Here is a 14,715-nt window from a genome sequence, read left to right on the forward strand (position 1 = left end):
GGATCAAGTCGTCTGCAAATCAAGCTCGTCAAACATGGCGAGGGCAAAATTTTTCGCCCGGCCCGATGGTGCGATGATCCCGTAGGCCATAGCCTCTTTCAGTTCCGCCTCGGTTGCCCCGGCTTCCTTCGCGACCGCGAAGTGTTTCTTCAATCAGGTGGGGCACCCAACCGCCACGGCGCAGCCGACCCGGATCAGTTCGCGGGTCTTGGTGTCCAGCACCTCCTCGTACTCGTAATCCAGAATCTTCTTGCGAATTTTCATAACCTGCCCCCCTTGCGATAAAACTGCCGAAAACCTTTACTTTTACCGTGCCTTATGATACATAAAACCACTTTTACCGTATCCAGCCGGGCTTGGCAACTTTTCATAATAAAATATATATTACTAGCGGAGTTCTGCCGTGAGCAGCTCATACAACAGTCGGCCGGGCGTGGCCGAGGTGATGGTCAAGGGGGACAAGTTCGAAGTGGTTCGCAAACGCGGAACAGTCGAAGACCTGATTAAAGGTGAGCGGGTCGCTTCGTTTCTGTAAGCGGCGCGGGCAGGCGTTGATCGGGGCGCTCGTATGGGGTGGTCTGTCTCTCCTGCTGCTGACGTTTACAAGGCCGGCTTTGGCCGGCAAATACGAGGATGACCTGCTGGCATTGATTAACGGGTATCGGGCGGCAAACAGTCTCAAGCCGCTCACCGTGCACCCCGATTACGTCGCCCTGGCGAAAGAGCAGAGCCGGGCAATGAACAGGGCCCGCCGCCTGAGCCACGACGGTTTCCATGACCGCTTCAGCAGAGCGGTCACCGTTGGCGCCAACGGCTGCATCGAGAACTCGGGCTGGAATTATCAGACAGCCAACGGCCTTCTTGCTGCCTGGCAGAAGTCGCCGGGCCATGACCGGAACCTGCTCGACCCGGTCATCACCGGTGTCGGCATTGCCAGGACCGGAACATACGTAACCTTTTTCGCCTGTTACTGAAATACAAACCAATACCTTATCAGGAGGCATAAACATGTTCAAAGGAAGCATAGTTGCCATCGTTACCCCGTTCAATAACGGCCAGGTTGATTATGAAAAACTGCGCGAGCTGGTGGAGTTCCAGATCGCAGGGGGCACCGACGCCATCGTGCCGTGCGGCACCACCGGCGAGGCCTCGACGCTTGATTACGACGAGCACCTGGACGTGATCAAGACCGTCATCGACCAGGTGAAGAAGCGGGTTCCGGTCATCGCCGGCACCGGTTCCAACTCTACTGCCGAGGCGATCGAGCTCTCCATGAAGGCCAAGGAGGCCGGCGCCGACGGCGTGCTGCTGGTGACCCCTTATTACAACAAGCCGACCCAGGAAGGGCTGGTGCGCCACTACACGGCAGTAGCCGATGCTGTGGCCCTCCCGCAGATCCTCTACAATGTACCCGGCCGCACCGGGGTCAACATGCTCCCCGAAACCGTGGCCAGGATTGCCGTGCACAAGAACGTTGTGGCCATCAAGGAGGCGACCGGCTCGCTGCAGCAGGCGTCCGAGGTCATTGCCCTCTGCGGCGACAAGATCGACGTCCTTTCCGGCGACGACTTCATCACCTTTCCGATGATGGCCTGCGGCGCCAAGGGGGTCATCTCGGTCCTAGCCAATATCATGCCCAAGACGGTCGGCGATCTGACCGACGCCTTCTTTAGCGGCGATCTGGCCAAGGCGCGTCAACTCCACCTGGATACGCTGAAGATCGGTAACGCCATGTTCATCGAGTCGAACCCGATTCCGGTGAAGACCGCCCTCGGGCTGATGGGCAAGTGCTCTGCCGAGCTCCGTCTGCCGCTGTGCGAAATGGGCGCGGCGAACAAGGAGAAGCTGGCGGCCATTATGAAAGAGTACAAGCTGATCTGATAGAGAGGTAGACAAGCTCTTGGAGGTAGCATCATGAAAACGGTCATTGCAATGACTTGTATACTGATGGGGCTGCTGTCAACCACACTCTTTGCTGCTGATGCGGGGAGCGAAGCTGTTATCCCCGGATCAGCGCTGGGAGCCTATAAGGGTCGTATCACGCTGATTGCCACGAAAGGCCCCAAAGATTATGATTTTGAAATGGAAATCATGAAAATCGAGCCATCGACCGGCAAGGTTATTGTCAAGGTGACCAGCGACTTTTATCATAATAGGGAAATGATTCGAAAGAATTGCGCGCTTGACTCAGGAAAGACCGGCTTGGCTTTCAGTTGCAAGGGCGAAAACTGGTATGAAAACTATGAAGTGAGTGGCGACTCCGTCAAGGCAAAAGCCACAAATACCAAGAACAGACCGTATTATATCAGTGCCACCAGGGTAAAATAGGTAGAAGCCGACCAAACGGGCATTCTGCCTATGAGCCCAGTTGGCGCGCATTTACATCTGAATAGAGGACAATATCCATGATTAAAGTAGCTGTCTGCGGTGCTGCCGGCCGCATGGGTCAGAGAATCATCGTAGCGGTCAAGGAGGCGGGTTGCATTGTTTCCGGCGCCCTGGAGCGTCCGGGTCACGAGCTGGTTGGCCAGGATGCCGGGCTGATCGCCGGTTGCGGCCCACTTGGCGTCGCCATCTCCGACGACCTCAATGCCGTGGTCGAGGGGTGCGACGTACTGATCGACTTCACCACTCCCAAGGTGTCGCTCAAGAACCTGGAAGTCTGCTCCCTCAAGAAGAAGGCGATCGTTATCGGCTCCACCGGCTTCACCCCGGAAGAGCGCGCCCTGGCTGCAGAGCTGGCGCGTGAGATCCCGGCAGTGCTCGCCCCCAACATGTCGGTCGGGGTCAACGTTTGCTTCAAGGTCCTCAAGGATGTTGCCAAGACCCTTGGCGACGACTTCGACGTCGAGATCGTCGAACTGCATCACAACAAGAAAAAAGACTCACCGTCAGGAACTGCCGTGCGCATGGGCGAGGTCGTAGCCGAGGCGTTGGGACGGGACTACAACAAGGTGGCCAATTACCACCGCGAGGGGATCTGCGGCGAGCGGACCAAGGAAGAGATCGGCATGCAGACCGTGCGCGGCGGCGACATCGTCGGCGAGCACACCGTCTACTTCATCGGCATGGGGGAGCGGATCGAGATCTCCCACCGCGCCATGACCCGCGACATGTTCTCCCGAGGCAGCGCGCGGGCGGCCCAGTGGGTGGTGGGGAAAAACCCGGGGTTATATGACATGCAAGACGTTCTAGGATTACGCTAGGGGATTCATGCTTTCTTCATTGGACATAGAGCAGATGAAGGATCGTATTGCCCAGGCACTGAAACCGGAGAAGATTTTCCTTTTCGGCTCCTATGCCGAAGACCGGGCAACCGAAGACAGTGATGTGGATCTGGTGGTTGTGGTGAATTCAGATTTGGCGCCACATCAGCGCAACATTGCCTTGAAACGGCTCTTTCCGCGGCGATCTTTCTCCCTGGATGCCTTTGTGTATACGCCTCAGGAGTTTGCCCGGTACAAGGATATCCCCGGCACCATCGTTTACAACGCCGCGCATCACGGAAAACTGCTTTATGGATGACGTGACGGCTGAAATCGTCCGGCAGTGGCTGCACAAGGTCGAGCACGATCTGCTCAATATTCGAAATAACCTGGCTGCGGAAACCATTCCCACCGATACTGTTTGCTTCCATGCTCAGCAGGCCATCGAAAAGCTCCTCAAGGGGCTGCTGGTAGCCAATGGTCGCAACATCGCCAAGACCCACGATCTTGTAAAACTGTTGTCGGACGTTAGTGATCTTGTACCTGAGCTGCTCCCTTTGGAAGAGCAGTTGGAAGAGATTTCCGAATACGGAGTTGGCGTTCGCTATCCCGACGATTTTTATGAGCCGACCATGTACGAAGCTAATCTGGCTTATGGTATCGCCGTGAAGATACAAACAATCATCGTGAACAAGATTCAGTTCTGAATAAATGAACCAAGGAGAATTTTAAAGTAATGGCAAAAATCAATGACAACTACCTCAAACTGAAGGCCGGCTACCTGTTCCCGGAGATCGGTCGCCGCGTGCGCGAATTTTCCGCCGCCAACCCGTCCGCCAAGGTGATCCGCCTGGGGATCGGCGACGTGACCCGTCCGCTGGCCCCGGCAGTAATCAAGGCGTTCCACGCTGCGGTGGACGACCTGGCAACCATCGACCAGTTCGCCGGCTACGGCCCGGAGCAGGGATACGACTGGCTGATCAATGCCATCATCGACAAGTCTTACAAGCCGCTCGGCGTCTCCCTGAAAACGGAGGAGATGTTCATCTCCGACGGCTCCAAGTGCGACTGCGCCAACATCCTCGACATCTTCGCGCTGGACAACGTGGTGGCCATCGGCGACCCGGTCTACCCGGTCTATAACGACACCAACGTCATGATCGGCCGGACCGGCGAGGCGGACGACAAGGGTTACTACAAGAACATCGTCTACATGCCGTGCAATGAGGCGAACAACTTCATCCCGTCGCTCCCGACGCAGAAAGTGGACATCATCTACCTCTGCTTCCCCAACAACCCGACCGGCACCGTGGCAACAAAGAGCGAGCTGAAGAAGTGGGTCGATTACGCCAACGCCAACGACGCGGTGATCTTCTTCGACGCCGCCTACGAGGCGTTCATCACCAACCCTGATATTCCGCATTCCATCTACGAGATCGAAGGGGCCAAGAAGTGCGCCATCGAGTTCCGCTCCTTCTCCAAGACCGCCGGTTTTACCGGCGTCCGCTGCGGCCTGGTGGTCGTGCCGGAAGAGGTGATGGGTACGACATCCACGGGTGAGAAATACTCCTTCAACAAGCTCTGGCTGCGCCGCACCACCACCAAGTTCAACGGTGCCTCTTACCCGGTGCAGCGCGCCGCCGAGGCCGTTTACTCTGATGAAGGGTGGAAGCAGACCAAGGAGATCATCGACTACTACATGGAGAATGCCCGGATCATCCGCGAAGGCCTGACCGCCGCCGGTGTCACCTGCTACGGCGGCGTGGACGCCCCCTACATCTGGCTCAAGACCCCGGGCGGCATGACCAGCTGGGATTTCTTCGACAAGCTGCTCACCGAATGCAACGTGGTCGGGACGCCGGGAAGCGGCTTCGGCCCGAGCGGTGAAGGGTTCTTCAGGCTGTCGGCCTTCGGCCATCGCGAGAACGTGATTGAGGCGGTGGAGAGGATAAAGAAGAATCTAAAGTAGAATCATGGAGGCGGCCGGTTTTGGCCGCCTTTGCTTTGCGAGGACCTGATGTCACCAACGCTGCTTATCAAGGATGGGTTCAAGTTTTTCTTCTACGCCAACGAGCATCTTCCCAGGCACATTCATGTTGTGAAGGGGGATGATTATGCTACAATCGATCTGTCTTCAATGACAGTCCGAGAGAACTTCATGAAGCCGTCTGACCTGAAAAACGCACTGGTGATTGTTGAAGCAAACAGGCAACTGTTCGAAGGGAAATGGGATGAGTTCTTTAAAAGGTAAAGCAGTTCATGTTGATGAACGGTACCTTCATGTGGAGTTGGCTGATGGTCGAATGATTTCCACGCCGATGAGCTGGTACCCCGAACTGAAGAGCGCCACCTTGACCCAGCTTGCGCAGTATCGTTTCATCTGCCGTGGCACCGGCATCGAGTGGCCGGAGCTAGATTATCATCTGAGCATAGAGGCTATGTTCGCCGAAAGCAGGCAGGAGAGGGCGGCATAGCGCATCCAGAAGAATTTGAAGTAATATGACCTACTGAAAGGCGGCCGATGAGGCCGCCTTTTTTAATATAACCTCTCATTGACAATCCTGTATTCGCTCAGTAAAATGACTATATTGATATAGACATTTATTGGAGGCCGAAATGAACGCTTCGATTCTCGATCTGCGTTACAAAACGAGTGACATTCTGGCCGCACTGGAAAAGCGTGAGTCAATCACCATTCTCTACCACGGCAAGCCGAAGGGGACCATTATTCCGCTGGAAGATTCCACTGCCGGCAGGGTTTGCGAACACGAGTTTTTCAATATGTATGCAGGTGAAACCGAAGCGGTAGATGAGGTTATGGAGCGTCTGCGGGGCGGGCGTCATGATCTTTGATACCGACATCTTTATCTGGGTACAGCGGGGTAACACCAAGGCTGCCGCGTTGATCGACGGAACAAAGGATCGTTTCCTGTCCATTCAGACGTACATGGAACTGCTCCAGTGCGCCAAAGACAAGCAACAGCTTCGCCTGGTAAAGCGCTTTATCTCGGATTTCCGCTTTTCCGTCCTGCCATTGACGGAGAACATTGGTCACCGGGCACTGGTCTACGTCGAGGAATACGGTTTGTCGTCAGGAATGCGGGCAGGTGATGCCATAATCGCCGCAACCGCATCGGAGAATGGCATGCCGCTGGCAACCGGTAATGCAAAGCACTTCAAGGCGGTAAAAGAGTTGGAATTGAAAGTTTTTAAGCCGTAAGTATGACGAGTGGAACCCTGACGGCTACCTGCCTGAGTTTATTGATGTGACCGAGGGAAAGAAGCGCGGACGTGCAGAGGCGTTTATGACATACTGGTATTATACTTCCATCTTGGTGTTAGGTATGGTTGCAATCGCCGCGGCATCCCCGGAACCGTCGCTTCCTCCCTGTCTCTCATCCCCCAACTGTGTCTCAAGCCAGGCAAAGGACAGTCATTTTATTGCACCGCTTGCATTCACCGGCCAGCCCGAGGCTGCTATTGCCCGGCTGAAGGATATCCTGGGGCAACGGGCTGATGCCACGATCATTGCCGCGGATAGCGCCACTATTCGGGTCGAGTTCAGGACCTTCCTCGGTTTTGTCGATGACGGTCTGTTCGTCCTCGATGGTCCCAACAGTCTTATCCACTGGCGGTCCGCCGCCCGTACCGGGTATTGGGATCTGGGAAAGAACCGCCGGCGCCTGGAGGAGATCCGGCAGCAGTTCGCATTTTAGTGTCCCGTGCGGGACTCCAGCTCCTGCAGCAGCCGCTCTTCCATCCCTCTCCGGAATTCCCTCGATCCTTGCGATGCTGTAACATATATGCTAAAGCCAACGTGGCTGAAAAGATTGAAACAAACGATGGTCAGGGGATTGGGGTCAGAACATGCCCGACGATAAACTGGCGCGACTGCTGCGTCGATTTGCCGCAGCAGCCATGGCGCACCACGAGGCGATGGAAGCGATGAACGAAAAAGGTGCTGCCACCCATGCGCGGGTGATTTCCGGGTTATACGGGTCAATCATCGGCGAGGGGGAAGCCGGCAGAGCGGCACTGCTGGCATTGGTTGACGATGCCAACCCAGTTGTGGCGGGAATGGCGGCGGTCTATTCGATCCACCACAACAGTGACCGCTGTTTGGCGGTGTTGAGCCGGATAGCGCTCGAATCGGGGTTGCTGGGGTTTCGGGCCGGGGTGGCGGTGGAGCGATGGAAGAGCGGGGAGTGGTCGTCGCCGGAAAAAGATTGAGGCTCATGCACCAATGTTCCCCTAACTGTCCGCCTTCGGCCATCGCGAGAATGTGATTGAGTCGATGGCGAGGATAAAGAAGAATTTGAAGTAGATAGAAAGGCGGCCCGCAAGGCCGCCTTTCTTGCTTTTTGGCTGGTGCATAAGTATACTCCGGTTAGGAATATCCAAGGAGTGAGTATGCCGACAATAAGCGCCTTTTTCGGGATTCTGATCAGGATGTTTTTCAATGAACATTCGCCGCCGCACTTCCACGCAGAATATTCCGAATTCAAAGCCGTTATCGATATTCGTACTTTTGAAGTAATAGAAGGCAAGCTGCCACGTCGCGCGTTGGAGCTAGTGCTTGACTGGGCGGAGCTTCACCAGACTGAACTTATGGAAGATTGGGAGCTGTGCCGCAAACATGTGGAGCCACGCCCCATTGAGCCGTTGCAGTAGTATCAGGAGGTGACGTATGTACTGGGATGTTGTTGAAGCAAGAGTTTTGGGGACTCTTGAGTTTGCCGTGACGTTTGCCGACGGTTTAAGCGGAAAAGTGAAGATTCTCCCGACGCATCTGTACGGGGTCTTTGAAAAGCTCCGGGACCCTGATTTCTTCAAGGAATTACGGGTTACGGACGGGTTCGTTTCCTGGCCGGGTGATATCGACATCGCACCGGATGCCATGTATCGCGAGATAAAGAGTAAAGGGACGTGGGTGCTGGAATAAACTGGCAGTATTAAGGGAGATGTCAAGGAACTGATATTTTGAAACTAGTTGATGGATTCAGTTCAGATGATGTTTGATGGAATTAAGTAGACTGTCCTCAGAATTATGCAGAATTAGTCTTGGATGGAGATGGTATCGTGATTACATTTTGTAGAATTATAATGTTTTTGCTGGTATTTAGCACTGTTCCTGGACTTGAATGTAAGAGCTATGGTTTTGTTCCACCAGCTGAACTCCAAGCATTTCCAATGATAAAAATAAATAACAAATCCGTTACGTTAAGCAATGATGGGAAATTGCTGATTGAAGTTACTTTGGATAACAGTATTTGGAGTGCTCCAACTGACGAAATCGCCTTTCATTCCGCTACGGTGGCATACGTTGTTTATAAGGCAATTCCATTTGCGTTTAGCACCCCTATGAAAATTCAGATTTCAAAATGGGATCACCCACGGATTCTATTCAATAGAGGGCCTAACAACGAATATTTAGTTCTACTTGGTGATAGCAATCAAGCGCCATATATTGCGTTCGGATTCGGGCAAGAACTGGGTCATGCGTTAATTGACAATTTAAATGGTTCTGCTGACCCCCAGTTGTGGTTTGAAGAAACTTTTTGCGAGGCATTGGCAGTATGGGCGCTTCAGCAACTGGCCTTGGAGTGGGGCAAATCTAAAGATGGGAATTTGAAGTTCTATGCCCAGATGTTTTCATCGGAAGCAAAAAACTTACATTATAATACTAAACCACCTTCTGAAGGATATCCGCTGTGGTTTGCCAAGAACAGAAAATTTCTGACAGAAAAATGCAATGATCGAGAACTTGAAAATGAGGGACACTTCCCGTATTTTCATTTTTTTAAAGGCGGCCGATTGGCCGCCTTTATAATTTCTGAGCAATAAATGGTTTGCCGCACAGCATCTGCTGTGGCATACTTTAAGTACCTGATCAAGTACCAGAAGGAGTGCCGATATGAATACCATCCCCGCCCAGGAACTGAAGCGGCGCGGCATTGCCGCGGTGGATGACCTGATCGCCGCGGGCGACGTACACGTCATCCGCAACAACCGTCCAGAGTATGTGGTGCTTTCCGAGGCGCGCTATGCCGAGCTGGTGGCCGATGCCGAAGAGGCCTACGTGGCCCGGGTGAAGGCGTCGCTGGAGGATGTGAAGGCGGGCCTGGTCAAGCGGGGCAGCGCGGCTGACCTGATCAAAGAGCTGGGGCTCGCGGACTAGGCATGTACGAGCTTGTCTGGACTGCCGGTTTTACCCGCGCCGCAAATAAGTTCGTTGACCAGCATCGCGAACTACGCACCAAGTTAGCCGCCACCCTGCGAGACCTGGAGAACGACCCGTTCCAGCCCCACCTGAGATATCACCATCTGACCGGTAAACTGAAGGTAATCCAGGCGGTGAGCATCACCCACAGTTACCGGATCACCCTGACCGTTATGATCACCGACAAAGAGATCATTCTCCTCGACATCGGCGGTCATGGCGATGTCTACCGCTAGTGACCGCAGGGACCATACTTTAATGCAAAAGGCGGCCAATCGGCCGCCTTTTGTTTGAAGATCTTTTCCGCAACTTCAACCGCGGCGCGCCGCTTCTATTGCCGCGATGTCGATCTTTTTCATCTGCATCATCGCATCAAACGCCCGCTTGGCGGCGGCGGGATCGGGATCGCTTATCGCTTCAGTCAGAGCAATCGGAGTAATCTGCCACGACAGACCCCATTTGTCCCTGCACCAGCCGCACTGACTCTCCTCGCCACCGTTGCCGACAATGGCGTTCCAGTAACGATCAGTTTCTTCCTGGTCAGCGGTTGCAACCTGAAACGAGAATGCCCAGTTGTGCTTGACCTCGGGGCCGCCATTGAGACCGAGACAGGGAATTCCCATCACGGTAAACTCGACCGTCAGAACATCCCCTTTCTTTCCGGACGGATAGTCCCCCGGTGCCAGATGTACAGCGTCAACGGATGAATCGGGAAAGGTTGCTGCATAAAACCGCGCTGCCTCCTCGGCGTCGCGGTCGTACCATAGGCAAATTGTGTTCTTTGCATGCGTTGTCATGTCAATTCTCCTTCGCGATGCGCCGCTCTGAAATATGTGTCGGTAGTGAGCGGTCAGTGTACCTAGCCCTTGACGATTTCTCTGTCACCTTCATTCTACTGCTCTTTGGCAAAGATGTTTATATGAAGTTTCCCAGGAGAATTTGGGAATAGTTTACTTATTTCACAAAGTGACCAACCGGGCGCTCTTGCTATCACGAACAAAAAACTCTTGACCCGTCTATCGCTTCACAGTTTAGCGTTGTCCTGGCCTTTCTGCCATCACTCGGGATCTCCGAAAAGGAAGCGCTACTGATCCGCAATTGGTAAGCGGCCATGGAGAACACGTTGACCATGGAATAAGTTGAAACAGCAGATCAATCACACACTGTTGACAGGCCGGAAAACATGCGCTACAAATTGCCCATGAACAACAGACCACAGACCAGCAACGTCGTCGCAGTCGTCACTTTGTGACGGCTCTGCGCTACCGGTAACCGGAGCGCGGGCCCAAAGCCCGCGCTCTTTTTCGTTTCACGAGGCCGCGGGGTTTTTCCTGCGGCCTTTGTTGCTTCTGCGGCCACCATTACCGTACGGAGGTACACCAGATGCAGATCAGCAGCCGAATTCACGCCATCAGAATCCCCTTTACCGTGCCCACTCCCCTTGGGCCCATCGAACGCTTCGTCTACGCCTATCTGGTCTGCGGCGAGCAGGTCACCCTTTTCGACAGCGGCGTGGCCGGGGCCGATGAGCTGATCTTTGCCTATCTCGACTCTATCGGCCGCGGCAGGGAGATCAGCCGTCTGCTCCTTACCCACAGCCATCCGGACCATATCGGTGCCGCGCGGGCCATACGGGCAGCCACCGGTTGTGCGGTGCTGGCCGGCTCAGCGGAGCGGAGCTGGATCGAGGACACCGGGCGACAGGAGCGAGAGCGGCCGGTACCCGGCTTCTCTGCCCTGGTGGGCGGTCCGGTGCAGGTGGACCGGGTTATTGCCGATGGAGAGACTATGGAGCTGGGTGGTGGGCTGCTGCTGGAGGTGATCGCCACTCCGGGGCATTCGGCCGGCTCTCTGTCGTTTTTCCTCCGCAGTGAAGGGGCGCTGTTCTCTGGCGATGCCGTGCCGGTGCCTGGCGATCTCCCCATCTATGACGACTACCGCACGTCAGTTGCCACCCTGGAGCGGCTGCAGGGACTTCAGGGGGTGGAGCTGCTTCTGGAAGCATGGCAGGAGCCGCGCGCGGCAATTCCATCCAGCCGGCTTGCCGAAGGCCTAGCATGGCTGCAGGCAGTGGATACGGCGATTCGGCAGGCAGGTGGAGAGGAGCAGGATGCCATGGCACTTTGCCGGCAGGTGGTGACGAAGCTGGGACTCTCGCCGCTGGCGGTGAACCCACTGGTGGCGCGTTCGTTCTGCTCACATAAAAATTAGGGATTCTCCCCATATTTTATCGTTACATCGAAAAACCGTCGCTATCATCTCCACCATGAAGAAATCGTTCTATACGTGGGAAGGTGACACTCACTAAACAGCAAAAGGCGGCCACTTGGCCGCCTTTCTTGCCCATACAAAGTGCTGCTAGTTTTCCTTAATGAATTCAAAGTGGTATGTTATAATTCAGACAGAGAAGACAGCCTAATTGTTACGGGAGGTGTACCGTGGCCTCGTTAGTCTGGAACAACAAATTGAATCCAACTGTTGATTTAATAAATATACATTTTGATAAGATAAATGAGTGTATCAAACATATTCATGATGATATCGAAGACCCAGAGAGGAGTTGTGAGCATACAAATGAATTGATAAATCAACTTGAGCAACTTTTCGAGTTGCATTTCATGTATGAGGAACAATTGCTAGAAGGTATTAACTACCCATCAGTCAATGAACAGAAAAAGCGTCATAGTTTGTTTCTTAAAACCTTTGAACCGGTTAAGCTTGAAAGCGGCCAATGCCATTCTCCGAATTTCATGAATAGCTTAACTAAAATAAGATTAGATTTTGTATCTAATATGAATGACGATACCATGAAGCTCTGTGACTATATAATCGACAGTTATCGTTGAGGCAATAATGAAATTAGGCGGCCGAGTGGCCGCCTTTTTGATTACAGATTGCACTTTGATTAATTACAGTTTCACATCCAGTTCATTCTGCACCAGCTGCTCACGCACCTGCTTCTTCCTAATCTGTACCAGTTCGCCGCTACGTGTCCTCATGACAGCTCCCGGCTTGCGGTGCGAGTTGTAATTTTCCGGCGACATACTCTCGGAATAGGCCCCAGTGCCGCCGATGACTACATAGTCGCCGATTTCCGGTTCGACAATCAGCACCGGCACGATGTTTCCGTCACTGTCCAGACGCACCGAATCGCCGCTTTCGCAGCAGCGCCCCACAATGCCGAACGATTTCAGCCCAGCCGTTGGCTTGGAGTCATATTCGCTGGAAAGCAGCGTACCGTCCTGGCGCACAATGGCAATGGGGTGCTCGGAACCGTACAGGAGCGGGCGCGTCAGCAGTTCCATGCCGCCGTCAACGATCAGGAAGTTCAGCTCGTTGGTCAGCTTCTTGTCGATGATCCTGGTGATGATATGGCCCGAGTTGGCCACCACGAAGGTTCCCGGCTCGATCTCCATCTGCAGTTCGCGTCCGGTTGCCTCCTTGAATTCCTTGATCCGCTGCGTGGCATAGGTACCCAAGCTAGCGATATCGGCCTGCTTTTCCCCCGGCATCCTGGCGACCTTGAGTCCGCCGCCGAAACTTACCGTGGTGGCATCCGGGAAATAGGCCTTCACAAAGCCCAGTTCACGGTCGATGTTCTCTCGCCATTTTTCCGGGTCGCCCCCGGAACCGATATGGACATGGACCTGGATAAAGCGCAGCCCCTGTTTGTCAGCAAGAGCCTTCACCTGCGGGACATCGTTTAAATGCACGCCGAAGCAGGAGTATTCGCTGCCGGTATCGCGGGTGGCGCTTTCACCGCCGCCGGCGGCTCCCGGATGGACCCTGATGGAGAGGTCGACGTTGTTTGCTTTGGCAAAGTCGGCAATCAGCTGGAATTGCAACATGGAGCAGACATTGTACTTGAGGCCTGCCTTGATCATCTCCTCCAGCTCGGCGCGCTCCGCACCGGATGGTACCTCCTGGGTCGTCAGCATCATCCGGCTGTACGGTATCCCGGCGGCAAAGGCTCGGGCCGCTTCGTCAAGCGATGAGCAATCCAGATCCAGTCCCTTGCTGGTGACGACTCGCAGGACGGTACGATCCGAGTTTGCCTTCATGGCATAGCGGACATGCAGACCGTACGCATTCGGCATGTTCAGCAGCTGTTCGCAGCTGTTTTCCATGTATTCCTGATCATGCAGATACACCGGTGTTCCCCACTGCTGGGCGATTTTCGGGATGAGCGTTGCGTCCAGTTTGGTTGGACCAAAGAGTTTCATTGTCATCGTTCAACCTCATAAATGGAATATGACTCCGCATGCCCTGATCCATCAGGGCAACGTGAAGAGGGTTGCCCATCTTTGTAGCATTTTCGACCGGTGCGGCGCAACATCTCTCTGAGGGTAAAAAGAATCGGAAGGAGATGTTATACTTTTAAAAACGATGACTCGCACCATCAACTGCAAAGGAGAATGACCATGAAATGGTTTCCGATGATGCTTCTGGCTTTGGCACTAGCACCGCTTGGCGTATCGGCCGCAGATGCCCCGGTTGCCCCCAACGGCATCGCCCTGTTCGGGGATTATCGCAGCTGGGAGGTGATCGCCCCCTCGTATCGCGAAGACAAGAACCATATCCGGGTGGTGCTCGGCAACCCGGCGGCGGTAAAGGCCATGCGCGCCAAGGTGCGGCCGATGCCAGACGGTGCGGTGCTGGCAAAGGTGGCCTGGACTGTTCGCAAGCATCCGGATTTTCCGGTGGCGACCGTGCCCGACAGCTTCGCCCAGGTGGAGTTCATGGTCAAGGATACCGCCAAATACAAGGACACCGGAGGATGGGGCTTTGCCCGCTTTGTCGGCAACAGCTACAAGCCCTACGGCAAGGATGCCGGATTCGTCATGGAGTGTTTTGGCTGCCACACCCCGGTCAAAGGGAACGACTATCTCTTTACCGGCTACGCACAGGTGCCTTAACGGCCTAAATGGAAAAGGGGACGGGCAGCAATTGAAAACCGCAGCCTGTCCCTTTTGACCGCTGGGGTAGACTAAACAGGGACCTCGTTATTGTGTACTTACTCAAAAGGCGGCTGATCAGCCGCCTGTGGTGCTCGGGTTTTTCGTCATTCTATGCTGAAAGCCCGATCAATTTTGTTCGTTATACCACGCGCTGCCGACCTCAATTCGTGACAGCTGTCGCGTTTCACCGCTGAATCAAGGCATGTCTTATAGTTGGCAGGAATCTGTCCTTCCTTGACCACCAAGTCAACATCCTTGCCTTTCGTAATATGCAGTGAACCGCCAGAGTAATCGACCTTGAAATCGTCCTTATAGTCGCATCTCATATCGT

General features: G+C 54.2%; 26 protein-coding genes. 22 read left to right on the forward strand and 4 right to left on the reverse strand.

What is annotated here, in order from left to right; genetic code table 11:
• Nucleotides 1-3: 3 nt before the first annotated feature.
• Nucleotides 4-264 carry a GSU3128 family (seleno)protein gene (locus OR1_RS23000; RefSeq protein ID WP_272946187.1) on the reverse strand — a complete coding sequence of 87 codons (261 nt, stop codon included), beginning with the start codon at nucleotides 262-264 and terminating at the stop codon, nucleotides 4-6.
• 139 nt (nucleotides 265-403) lie between these two features.
• On the opposite strand from OR1_RS23000, the gene OR1_RS23005 reads away from it, so the two are divergent.
• The 19 genes from OR1_RS23005 to OR1_RS04215 all read left to right on the forward strand — a co-directional run bounded on the left by OR1_RS23005 (nucleotide 404) and on the right by OR1_RS04215 (nucleotide 9,662).
• The gene (locus OR1_RS23005) at nucleotides 404-535 is read left to right on the forward strand and encodes a hypothetical protein (protein WP_272946188.1); all 132 of its coding nucleotides are present in this window, start codon (nucleotides 404-406) and stop codon (nucleotides 533-535) included.
• Entirely contained in the window at nucleotides 510-974 is a 465-nt protein-coding gene (locus OR1_RS04130) for a CAP domain-containing protein (protein ID WP_082002794.1), read from the forward strand. Before OR1_RS23005 ends, OR1_RS04130 begins: the two co-directional genes overlap by 26 nt.
• A 34-nt stretch (nucleotides 975-1,008) precedes the next feature.
• Nucleotides 1,009-1,881, forward strand: a complete 873-nt coding sequence (gene dapA, locus OR1_RS04135; protein ID WP_041970178.1) for a 4-hydroxy-tetrahydrodipicolinate synthase — start codon at nucleotides 1,009-1,011, stop codon at nucleotides 1,879-1,881.
• Between the two features lie 33 nt (nucleotides 1,882-1,914).
• Nucleotides 1,915-2,328, forward strand: coding sequence for a hypothetical protein (locus OR1_RS04140; RefSeq protein WP_041970180.1), 414 nt, complete (start codon nucleotides 1,915-1,917; stop codon nucleotides 2,326-2,328).
• Between the two features lie 77 nt (nucleotides 2,329-2,405).
• A complete protein-coding gene (dapB, locus tag OR1_RS04145) occupies nucleotides 2,406-3,206 on the forward strand; it encodes a 4-hydroxy-tetrahydrodipicolinate reductase (RefSeq protein ID WP_041970182.1) in 801 nt (266 codons plus the stop codon).
• Between the two features lie 7 nt (nucleotides 3,207-3,213).
• Entirely contained in the window at nucleotides 3,214-3,525 is a 312-nt protein-coding gene (locus OR1_RS04150) for a nucleotidyltransferase domain-containing protein (protein WP_041970183.1), read from the forward strand.
• Nucleotides 3,518-3,913, forward strand: coding sequence for a HEPN domain-containing protein (locus tag OR1_RS04155; RefSeq protein ID WP_041970184.1), 396 nt, complete (start codon nucleotides 3,518-3,520; stop codon nucleotides 3,911-3,913). Before OR1_RS04150 ends, OR1_RS04155 begins: the two co-directional genes overlap by 8 nt.
• Nucleotides 3,914-3,942: 29 nt before the next feature.
• A complete protein-coding gene (locus OR1_RS04160; RefSeq protein ID WP_041970186.1) occupies nucleotides 3,943-5,175 on the forward strand; it encodes an LL-diaminopimelate aminotransferase in 1,233 nt (410 codons plus the stop codon).
• 48 nt (nucleotides 5,176-5,223) lie between these two features.
• Nucleotides 5,224-5,457 (forward strand): DUF4160 domain-containing protein, encoded by a 234-nt coding sequence (locus OR1_RS04165; protein ID WP_041970434.1) that lies wholly within the window; start codon nucleotides 5,224-5,226, stop codon nucleotides 5,455-5,457.
• Entirely contained in the window at nucleotides 5,438-5,680 is a 243-nt protein-coding gene (locus tag OR1_RS04170; RefSeq protein ID WP_041970188.1) for a DUF2442 domain-containing protein, read from the forward strand. The genes OR1_RS04165 and OR1_RS04170 overlap by 20 nt, the downstream gene beginning before the upstream one ends.
• Before the next feature lie 142 nt (nucleotides 5,681-5,822).
• Entirely contained in the window at nucleotides 5,823-6,059 is a 237-nt protein-coding gene (locus OR1_RS04175) for a type II toxin-antitoxin system Phd/YefM family antitoxin (protein ID WP_041970190.1), read from the forward strand.
• Entirely contained in the window at nucleotides 6,049-6,426 is a 378-nt protein-coding gene (locus OR1_RS04180; RefSeq protein WP_041970192.1) for a type II toxin-antitoxin system VapC family toxin, read from the forward strand. Before OR1_RS04175 ends, OR1_RS04180 begins: the two co-directional genes overlap by 11 nt.
• Nucleotides 6,427-6,550: 124 nt before the next feature.
• On the forward strand, nucleotides 6,551-6,922 hold the full coding sequence (locus OR1_RS04185) for a DUF1499 domain-containing protein (protein WP_041970193.1): 372 nt from the start codon (nucleotides 6,551-6,553) through the stop codon (nucleotides 6,920-6,922).
• Nucleotides 6,923-7,073: 151 nt separating this feature from the next.
• Nucleotides 7,074-7,436 carry a hypothetical protein gene (locus OR1_RS04190; RefSeq protein WP_041970195.1) on the forward strand — a complete coding sequence of 121 codons (363 nt, stop codon included), beginning with the start codon at nucleotides 7,074-7,076 and terminating at the stop codon, nucleotides 7,434-7,436.
• 180 nt (nucleotides 7,437-7,616) lie between these two features.
• Entirely contained in the window at nucleotides 7,617-7,877 is a 261-nt protein-coding gene (locus OR1_RS04195; protein WP_041970196.1) for a DUF4160 domain-containing protein, read from the forward strand.
• Nucleotides 7,878-7,893: 16 nt separating this feature from the next.
• Nucleotides 7,894-8,148 carry a DUF2442 domain-containing protein gene (locus tag OR1_RS04200; protein ID WP_041970197.1) on the forward strand — a complete coding sequence of 85 codons (255 nt, stop codon included), beginning with the start codon at nucleotides 7,894-7,896 and terminating at the stop codon, nucleotides 8,146-8,148.
• 161 nt (nucleotides 8,149-8,309) lie between these two features.
• On the forward strand, nucleotides 8,310-9,050 hold the full coding sequence (locus OR1_RS04205) for a hypothetical protein (protein WP_041970198.1): 741 nt from the start codon (nucleotides 8,310-8,312) through the stop codon (nucleotides 9,048-9,050).
• A 70-nt stretch (nucleotides 9,051-9,120) separates the two neighbouring features.
• Entirely contained in the window at nucleotides 9,121-9,384 is a 264-nt protein-coding gene (locus OR1_RS04210) for a prevent-host-death protein (RefSeq protein ID WP_041970200.1), read from the forward strand.
• Nucleotides 9,385-9,386: 2 nt separating this feature from the next.
• Nucleotides 9,387-9,662 (forward strand): plasmid stabilization protein, encoded by a 276-nt coding sequence (locus OR1_RS04215; RefSeq protein WP_041970202.1) that lies wholly within the window; start codon nucleotides 9,387-9,389, stop codon nucleotides 9,660-9,662.
• A gap of 75 nt (nucleotides 9,663-9,737) precedes the next feature.
• Here the strand turns inward: OR1_RS04215 and OR1_RS04220 are convergent, their stop codons facing one another.
• Complete coding sequence (locus OR1_RS04220; RefSeq protein ID WP_041970203.1) at nucleotides 9,738-10,223, reverse strand: VOC family protein; 486 nt, start codon at nucleotides 10,221-10,223, stop codon at nucleotides 9,738-9,740.
• A 586-nt stretch (nucleotides 10,224-10,809) separates the two neighbouring features.
• Between OR1_RS04220 and OR1_RS04225 the strand changes: the two genes are divergently transcribed.
• Together OR1_RS04225 and OR1_RS04230 are read left to right on the forward strand one after the other, a co-directional pair.
• Nucleotides 10,810-11,637 (forward strand): MBL fold metallo-hydrolase, encoded by an 828-nt coding sequence (locus OR1_RS04225; protein WP_041970205.1) that lies wholly within the window; start codon nucleotides 10,810-10,812, stop codon nucleotides 11,635-11,637.
• A gap of 227 nt (nucleotides 11,638-11,864) precedes the next feature.
• Nucleotides 11,865-12,272 (forward strand): hypothetical protein, encoded by a 408-nt coding sequence (locus tag OR1_RS04230; RefSeq protein WP_041970206.1) that lies wholly within the window; start codon nucleotides 11,865-11,867, stop codon nucleotides 12,270-12,272.
• Nucleotides 12,273-12,335: 63 nt separating this feature from the next.
• Here OR1_RS04230 and OR1_RS04235 read toward each other — a convergent pair whose 3' ends face one another.
• Nucleotides 12,336-13,655, reverse strand: coding sequence for a diaminopimelate decarboxylase (locus OR1_RS04235; RefSeq protein WP_041970207.1), 1,320 nt, complete (start codon nucleotides 13,653-13,655; stop codon nucleotides 12,336-12,338).
• Between the two features lie 192 nt (nucleotides 13,656-13,847).
• Between OR1_RS04235 and OR1_RS04240 the strand changes: the two genes are divergently transcribed.
• Nucleotides 13,848-14,342: a cytochrome P460 family protein gene (locus OR1_RS04240; RefSeq protein WP_041970209.1), complete on the forward strand. Its 495-nt coding sequence runs from the start codon at nucleotides 13,848-13,850 to the stop codon at nucleotides 14,340-14,342.
• 146 nt (nucleotides 14,343-14,488) lie between these two features.
• Here the strand turns inward: OR1_RS04240 and OR1_RS04245 are convergent, their stop codons facing one another.
• A complete protein-coding gene (locus tag OR1_RS04245; RefSeq protein ID WP_041970211.1) occupies nucleotides 14,489-14,710 on the reverse strand; it encodes a hypothetical protein in 222 nt (73 codons plus the stop codon).
• Nucleotides 14,711-14,715: the final 5 nt, after the last annotated feature.

The sequence above is a fragment of the Geobacter sp. OR-1 genome, from assembly GCF_000813145.1.
Lineage (GTDB): Bacteria > Desulfobacterota > Desulfuromonadia > Geobacterales > DSM-12255 > Geoanaerobacter.